4 protein-coding genes are annotated in these 7937 nt (G+C 66.8%); 1 reads left to right on the plus strand and 3 read right to left on the minus strand.

Annotated features, from left to right (window positions below):
• Positions 1–338: 338 nt before the first annotated feature.
• The 3 genes from AB0472_RS44705 to ngcE are packed head-to-tail and all read right to left on the minus strand — an operon-like array spanning position 339 to position 3674.
• Positions 339–1238 (minus strand): carbohydrate ABC transporter permease, encoded by a 900-nt coding sequence (locus AB0472_RS44705; RefSeq protein ID WP_366365312.1) that lies wholly within the window; start codon positions 1236–1238, stop codon positions 339–341.
• Positions 1239–1242: 4 nt separating this feature from the next.
• Positions 1243–2169 (minus strand): sugar ABC transporter permease, encoded by a 927-nt coding sequence (locus AB0472_RS44710; RefSeq protein ID WP_366365313.1) that lies wholly within the window; start codon positions 2167–2169, stop codon positions 1243–1245.
• A gap of 29 nt (positions 2170–2198) precedes the next feature.
• Positions 2199–3674: an N-acetylglucosamine/diacetylchitobiose ABC transporter substrate-binding protein gene (gene ngcE / locus AB0472_RS44715; RefSeq protein ID WP_366365315.1), complete on the minus strand. Its 1476-nt coding sequence runs from the start codon at positions 3672–3674 to the stop codon at positions 2199–2201.
• A gap of 424 nt (positions 3675–4098) precedes the next feature.
• Here ngcE and AB0472_RS44720 point away from each other — a divergent pair, with 424 nt between their 5' ends.
• Complete coding sequence (locus AB0472_RS44720) at positions 4099–7842, plus strand: GH92 family glycosyl hydrolase (RefSeq protein ID WP_366365318.1); 3744 nt, start codon at positions 4099–4101, stop codon at positions 7840–7842.
• Positions 7843–7937: the final 95 nt, after the last annotated feature.

Raw genomic sequence — 7937 nt, forward strand, 5'->3', positions numbered from 1 at the left:
ACTCCCGCCATCGGAGGCGGCCACGGTGCCGCCAACGTGACCCAGGTCACCTCACTGAGACCGGGTCACTTACAAGTTATGAACTCCAAGCTCTGCTGAACGGGTTACCGCCGTCAAGTCCTTGACAGAAATCGTTGGCGGTTCGGAGGTTGCCTGACGGTCACGCTTTCGACATGTCTAGGCCACTGGTCAGCAGGTGACAGAGGGGGTGGTGGCTGTCCGCGGTGGTGCGGGTGCGGCGCCGTCGTGGCTGGTCACGCAGTTCGACCGCGCCCCGTCGGGGCGCGGTCGCGGGCGCCGCGTTCAAGGCGCCCTCTTTCGGGTTGCGAACGTTCGGGTTACTTCAGAGCGCCCGCCGTCAGCCCCGCCACCACCTGGCGCTGGAAGACGATGTACGCGGCCAGGACCGGGAGCATCGCCATCACCAGGCCGGCGAAGAGGCCGGACCAGTCGCCCTTGTAGCCCTGGCTGACGGCGAGCTGGACGAGCCCCTGGGTGAGGACGTGTTTGTCGGGGTCCGTGTTGAGGACCGTCGGGAGCATGTACTGGTTCCACTGGCCGAGGAAGTTGAAGATCCCGACGCTGATCAGGCCGGGCTTGGCCATCGGCAGCATGATCTGGAAGAACGTACGGGTGTGCGAGGCGCCGTCGACGAAGGCCGCCTCGGCCACCGAGGTGGGCAGCGTGCGGAAGAACGCCGTGAGGAAGAAGACCGTGAACGGCAGCGAGTACGCGATGTAGACCAGGATCAGGCCGTGGATCGTGTTCAGCAGGCCCAGGTTGTTGACCACGTAGAACAGCGGGACCAGCGCGAGCATGATCGGGAAGCTCATGCCGCCGATGAACAGGTAGTAGATGAAGCGGTTGCCCGGGAAGTCGAAGCGGGCCAGGACGTAGGCCGCCATCGAGCCGAGGACGAGCGTGCCGATGAGCGAGCCGCCGACCACCAGAACGGTGTTCAGGAAGTAGTCGCTCATGTTGGCGTCGGTCCAGGCCCGGGCCCAGTTCTCGAAGTGGAGCCGGTCCGGGAGCGCCCAGGGTGAGGTGAAGATGGACCGGTCGTTCTTGAAGGAGGTCATCACCGCCCACAGCAGCGGGGTGACCACCATGATCGCCCAGATGACCAGGACGCCGTGGGAGAAGACGTTGAGGACCCCGCCCTCGCGCCTCTGCCGGGGCGGCTGCGGCGCGGGAGGCTCGGCCTCGGTGACAGTGACGTCGGTCTCGGTCGTCGTCATCGCTTCAGTACTCCAGCCGCTCGCGACGGCCCAGCCGCATCACGACCGCCGCGAAGGCGAGCGTGACGACCAGCAGGGCGACGCCGATGGTGGTGGCGTAGGCGGCCTGACCGTCCCGGAACGCCTTCTGGTACACGTACAGGACCATCACGGTCGTCGAGTAGTCGGGCCCGCCCGGTCCTGTCGTCATGATCTGTACGACTGCGAACGACTCGGCGCCGAGCGCGAGGATGCCCATGTAGACCCAGCCGGACTGCACGGTGTCCCACAGCAGCGGCAGTGTGATGCGGAAGAAGGTGGTGGCGCGGCCGGCGCCGTCGAGCAGGGCGGCCTCGTAGAGGTCCATCGGGATGGATGCCATTCCGGCCGAGAAGAGGACCACGAAGAAGCCGACCGTGGACCAGACGAGTACGGCCATCACGCACCACAGGGCGAGGCTCGGGTCGCCCAGCCAGAGTGGCTGGATATTGTCCAGACCAATTCCGCGGAGCAGCGAATTGATCGCGCCGCTGTCGGGGTTGTAGGCGAAGGCGAACAGCAGCGAGACGATCGCGATCGACAGCACCTGCGGGAAGAAGTAGACGATCTTGTAGAAGGAGGAGCCCCGGACCCCGGTGATGACCGGGCCGCCCCTCCTTCTCCGGCCGCCCACATTGAGCATGAAGGCGAAGAACAGCGCCAGGCTGATCGTCACCAGCGGCAGCACGACCGCGAACATCAAGCTGTGCTGCAAGGACTTCCAGAAGACGTCGTCGTGCAGCATCCTCCGGTAATTGTCCAGGCCGACCATCTTGAATTCGGGGCTCAGGCCGGTCCAGTCCGTGAACGAGTAGTAGATGGACTGGATGAACGGCCACACCACGAAGAGCGCGTACAGTCCGAGGGGCAACGCCAGAAACCCCACGATGAACCGGTACTTGCCGTGCTGCATCGCCACTCCGGTGCCGAGACGGTTTCTGGTTACTGGTGCTTGTAGTGCTTGATCGAGGTGTCCTTGGCGGCCTCGTCGGCGAAGCCCTGGATCTTCTTGACGGCCTCCGCCGGGGTGAGCCGGCCGGCCATCATCTCGCCGAGACCGGCGACCCCGATCTTCTCCTTCTGGAGCTGCACGTACCAGTCCTGGAGCCGCGGGTTGACCACGTTCGAACCGGCCAGCTTCAGCGCGGCCACGCCGGAGGTGAGGCCGGGGGTGAGGCTGATGCCGTCGGTGCCGCCGTTGTACGCGGTCAGCGACTTCACCTTCGTCGTGAAGTTCTTCGAGGACGCCTCGCTGAGCATGATGCGCAGCTGTTCCATGCCGCCCTGGGCGTTGGCGGCCTTGGCCGGGACGATGAAGGGCTCACCGCCGGAGGCCCAGATGGTGCCGAACGGCATCTTGTCGTTCTTGTCGATGCCGGTGGGCGCGGAGACGGCGAGGTTGAAGTCGGAGGGGATGACGTTCGCCGACTCGTTCTCCACCCAGGAGCCGTTCGGGATGAACAGCGCCTTGCCCTGGGCCCAGGCGGTCTGTGACTGGATGTGGTCGAGGCCGGGCGTGCCCTTGAGGATGTAGCCCTTCCTGTAGAGCTCGTAGTAGGCCTCGAAGCACGCCTTGACGGCCGGGTGCTTCCAGGCGTTGGGCTCCAGGTTGTCGATCGCGTTCAGGACCTCGACGCCGCCGACCTTGCCGATCATCGGGTAGAGCGAGAAGGGGATGTAGTACGGGTACTTGCCGGCGTAGGTCCAGCCGGCCATGCCCTTCTTCTTCGCCTTCTCGCAGACGGCGATCATCTGGTCCCAGGTCTGCGGGTACTCCGCGTCGAGCGAGTCCAGGGCCTTCTGCGAGTACCACACGCCGTACACCGTGTAGGCGTAGTACATGATCCAGACCGGGTCGCCGTCGAACTGGCCCATCTCGACGATGCCGGGGCGCAGCGTGTCGCGGACCTTCTTGTTCGGGTCGTCGTACGACGGGGCGTCGAGCAGCGGGGTGAGGTCGGCCAGCTGGTTCTTGCCGACGAGCACGCCCATGTCCATCTGCTCGGCGCCGGAGTTGTCGATGAGGTCCGGCGGGGTGCCCTGGTTGAAGCGCGGCTGGAGCGTGGACTGGATCTTCTGGGTGGCGGAGAACTTGACCTTGGCCTTCGGGAAGGCCTTCTCGTAGATCTTCACCGCGTCCTCGGCGTACTCCTTGCCGAAACCGCCGTCGAACAGGACGAATTCCATCTGGGCGGTGTCGTTGACGCCCAGCGGGTTCTTGGCCGTCTTCTTGCCGGCCTTGTCCTTGGACTGGCCGCCGCCGCCACTGCTGGCGCACGCGGAGAGGAATCCGACGGTGGGGACCGAAATCAGGCCGAGTGCGGCGGACCGCTTGATCAGATCGCGGCGACCGACACCCTCGGAACCGGGGGTCGCTGCGGAATCGGAACCGGGGTTGGCTGCGGAAGTGGATCCCATGCTCAAGTCCTCGCCTTCTCCAGGACTCAGGCGGTGAACGGGATCCTCCCCGGCACCGCGGTCGGGTAGTGCTGGGTCGTGCAGGAAGTCATGCGGGAAACGCCGACAGGTATAGTCCACTTCCGGTCAGCTCGGCAAGATCGAATGCAAGGTTGGCCATGGGTCTTTTCCTAGTTGAGACCTGTCGGAAATATGAGCGATCTCTGTACGCCTTGCCGGAAAAAGAGCCGACATACACCCCTGAATGCCGCACCCAACGCCCTTGACATCACGGGTCACTTGACCACCTACTGGTTCCTGCGCCACGCAGCTGACAACGTTGTCTCATGTGGCAGGGAGGGTACCCGTTGTGATGCAGCGGAGAACGCAGCGAAGAACAGGGCACGGATCCGGTACGGCGGTCGTGATCGCGGCCGCCGTAGTCATGACCCTGGGCTCCCAGGGAGCAGCGGTGGCGCTGCCCGCGAAGGCACCGGCCACCGCTGCGCAGTTCGCATCGTCGTTCGAGTCCGGCGATCCGTCACCGGACTGGTCCGACACCGTGGACACCGGCCCGAGCGGCGCTCCGCGCGCTTCCGGGGTGGACGGCGGCTACAGCACCGGCATCCCCGGCAACGTCACCGACCACGTGACCGACGTACGGGCGAGCGGCGAGAACACGGGCGCGGGCGAGGTGAAGGAGAACCTCGTCGACGGCGAGTCCGGCACCAAGTGGCTCACCTTCGAGCCCACCGGCTGGGCCGAGTTCGACTTCGACAAGCCCGTCAAGCTGGTGACCTACGCCCTCACCTCGGCGAACGACTACGCCGAGCGCGACCCCGCGGACTGGACCCTCCAGGGCTCGACGGACGGCAAGGACTGGAAGACCGTCGACACCCGGACCGGCGAGGCCTTCACGGAACGGTTCCAGACCAAGTCGTACGACCTCTCCGCCCCCGCCGAGTACCAGCACTTCCGGCTCGACGTCACGAAGAACAACGGCGCCCCGGACATCCTCCAGCTCGCCGACGTCCAGTTCTCCACCGGCGGCAGCGGCGGCCCTGTGCCCCAGGACATGCTCTCGCTGGTCGACAAGGGCCCGACCGGCTCGCCGACCGCGAAGGCGCGGGCCGGGTTCACCGGAACGCACGCGCTTCGCTACGCGGGACGGCACACGTCGACCGGCCGGGCGTACTCGTACAACAAGGTCTTCGACGTGAACGTGAAGGTCGGCCGGGACACGCGCCTCGCGTACCGGATCTTCCCCTCGATGGCCGACGGCGACCTCGACTACGACGCCACCAACGTGGCGGTGGACCTGGCCTTCACGGACGGCACCTACCTGAGCGACCTCGGGGCCGTCGACCAGCACGGGTTCGCGCTCTCGCCGCGCGGGCAGGGCGCGTCGAAGGCGCTGTACGTCAACCAGTGGAACGACATCTCGTCGGCGATCGGTTCGGTCGCGGCCGGCAAGACGGTCGACCGGATCCTGGTGGGCTACGACTCCCCGGCCGGGCCGACCAAGTTCCGCGGCTGGATCGACGACGTGTCCCTGCAGCCGGTGGCTCCCGAGAAGCCGAAGGCGCACCTGTCCGACTACGCGCTGACCACCCGCGGCACCAACTCCAGCGGCAGCTTCTCGCGCGGCAACAACTTCCCGGCGACGGCCCTGCCGCACGGCTTCAACTTCTGGACGCCGGTGACCAACGCGTCCTCGGAGAGCTGGCTGTACGAGTACGCGCACGCCAACAACGACGACAACCTGCCGACGATCCAGGCGTTCAGCGCGAGCCATGAGCCGAGCCCCTGGATGGGCGACCGGCAGACCTTCCAGATGATGCCGTCCGCCGCCTCCGGCACCCCGGACACCGGCCGGGAGGCCCGCGGACTGGCCTTCCGGCACGAGAACGAGACGGCGCGGCCCTACTACTACGGCGTCAGGTTCGAGAACGGGCTGAAGGCCGAGATAACGCCGACCGACCACGCGGCCGCGCTGCGCTTCACCTACCCGGGCGACGACGCGAGCGTGATCTTCGACAACGTGACGGAGCAGGCGGGCCTGACCCTCGACAAGGAGCACGGGACCGTCACCGGCTACTCCGACGTCAAGTCGGGCCTGTCGACCGGCGCGACCCGCCTCTTCGTCTACGGCGTCTTCGACAAGCCGGTGACGGGCGGCGACTCCAGCGGGGTCAAGGGCTACCTGCGCTTCGCCGCGGGCTCCGACCACACCGTCACGCTCCGGCTGGCCACCTCCCTGATCAGTGTCGACCAGGCGAAGGACAACCTGCGCCAGGAGATCCCCGACGGCACCTCCTTCGACACGGTGAAGGCGCAGGCCCGGCAGGTCTGGGACAGGCTGCTCGGCAAGGTCGAGGTGGAGGGCGCCACGGCCGACCAGCTCACCACCCTCTACTCCAGCATGTACCGGCTGTACCTGTACCCGAACTCCGGTTTCGAGAAGGTCGGTTCGACGTACCGGTACGCCTCCCCCTTCTCGCCCATGACCAGCCAGGACACCCCGACGCACACCGGTGCGAAGATCGTGGACGGCAAGGTGTACGTCAACAACGGCTTCTGGGACACCTATCGCACGACCTGGCCGGCGTACTCCTTCCTGACGCCCGCTCAGGCGGGCGAGATGGTGGACGGGTTCGTGCAGCAGTACAAGGACGGCGGCTGGACCTCGCGCTGGTCCTCCCCCGGGTACGCCGACCTGATGACCGGCACCTCCTCGGACGTGGCGTTCGCGGACGCCTACGTCAAGGGCGTGAAGTTCGACGCGAAGGCGGCCTACGAGGCGGCGCTGAAGAACGCCACGGTGGTCCCGCCCTCCTCGGGCGTCGGCCGCAAGGGCATGTCGACCTCCCCCTTCCTCGGCTACACCAGCGACGACACCCGCGAGGGCCTGTCCTGGGCCATGGAGGGGTACGTCAACGACTACGGCATCGCCGAGATGGGCAAGGCGCTGTACCGGAAGACCGGCGAGAAGCGCTACAAGGAGGAGTCGGACTACTTCCTCAACCGCGCCCAGGACTACGTGAAACTCTTCGACCCCAAGGCCGGCTTCTTCCAGGGCAAGGACGCCCAGGGCGACTGGCGGGTGGACCCGGCGGCGTACGACCCGCGGGTGTGGGGCTACGACTACACCGAGACCAACGGCTGGGGTTACGCCTTCACCGCCCCGCAGGACAGCCGGGGCCTGGCCAACCTGTACGGCGGCCGGTCCGGTCTCGGCGACAAGCTCGACGAGTTCTTCGCGACGCCCGAGACGGCCTCCCCCGACTTCGTCGGCTCCTACGGCGGGGTCATCCACGAGATGACCGAGGCCCGGGACGTCCGGATGGGCATGTACGGCCACTCCAACCAGGTCGCCCACCACGTCATCTACATGTACGACGCGGCCGGCGAGCCCTGGAAGGCGCAGGCCTACGTCCGCGAGGCGCTCTCCCGGCTCTACCTCGGCAGCGAGATCGGCCAGGGCTACCACGGCGACGAGGACAACGGCGAGCAGTCGGCCTGGTACCTCTTCTCGGCCCTCGGCTTCTACCCGCTGGTGATGGGCAGCGGCGACTACACGATCGGCTCCCCGCTGTTCAGGAAGGCGACGGTCCACCTGGAGAACGGCCACGACCTGGTGGTCAGGGCGCCGAAGAACAGCGCGAAGAACGTCTACGTCCAAGGTGTCCGCGTCAACGGCAGCACCTGGACGTCGACCTCGCTCCCCCACTCCCTCATCTCCAAGGGCGGCGTCATCGACTTCACGATGGGCCCGAAGCCGTCGAACTGGGGCACCGGCAAGGACGCCGCCCCGGTCTCGATCACCAAGGACGACAAGGTCCCGACGCCGCGCGCCGACGTCCTGAAGGCCGACGGCTCCCTGTTCGACAACACCTCGGCGACCGAGGAGACGGTGACCTCGGTGGACCTCCCGGTGACCGGGTCGGCCAAGGGCGTCCAGTACACCCTCACCTCACCGTCGGACCACACCAGGGCCCCGACCGGCTGGACCCTCCAGGCCTCGACGGACGGCACCGACTGGAAAACCGTCGACAAGCGTTCCGGGGAATCCTTCGACTGGAACCTGCAGACACGGGCGTTCACCGTCCAGAAGCCCGGGGTGTACCCGCACTACCGGCTCGTCCTGAACGGTGAATCGACGCTGGCGGAGGTGGAGTTGCTGGCCTGAGGCAGCGGCACAGCAGGAGGGGGGCGGCCCGTACGGGCCCGCACCGTCTCGACGGCCTCCTCGACCTGGTCGAGCACCGCGTCCTGGAGCAGCAG

The organism is Streptomyces sp. NPDC086777, assembly GCF_040702065.1.
In the GTDB taxonomy this organism is placed as follows: domain Bacteria; phylum Actinomycetota; class Actinomycetes; order Streptomycetales; family Streptomycetaceae; genus Streptomyces.

Excerpts from the sequence above, each read along its gene's own strand:
- AB0472_RS44705 (WP_366365312.1), bottom strand. The coding sequence starts at position 1,238 with ATGACGACGACCGAGACCGACGTCACTGTCACCGAGGCCGAGCCTCCC.
- AB0472_RS44710 (WP_366365313.1), bottom strand. The coding sequence starts at position 2,169 with ATGCAGCACGGCAAGTACCGGTTCATCGTGGGGTTTCTGGCGTTGCCC.
- ngcE (WP_366365315.1), bottom strand. The coding sequence starts at position 3,674 with ATGGGATCCACTTCCGCAGCCAACCCCGGTTCCGATTCCGCAGCGACC.
- AB0472_RS44720 (WP_366365318.1), top strand. The coding sequence starts at position 4,099 with ATGACCCTGGGCTCCCAGGGAGCAGCGGTGGCGCTGCCCGCGAAGGCA.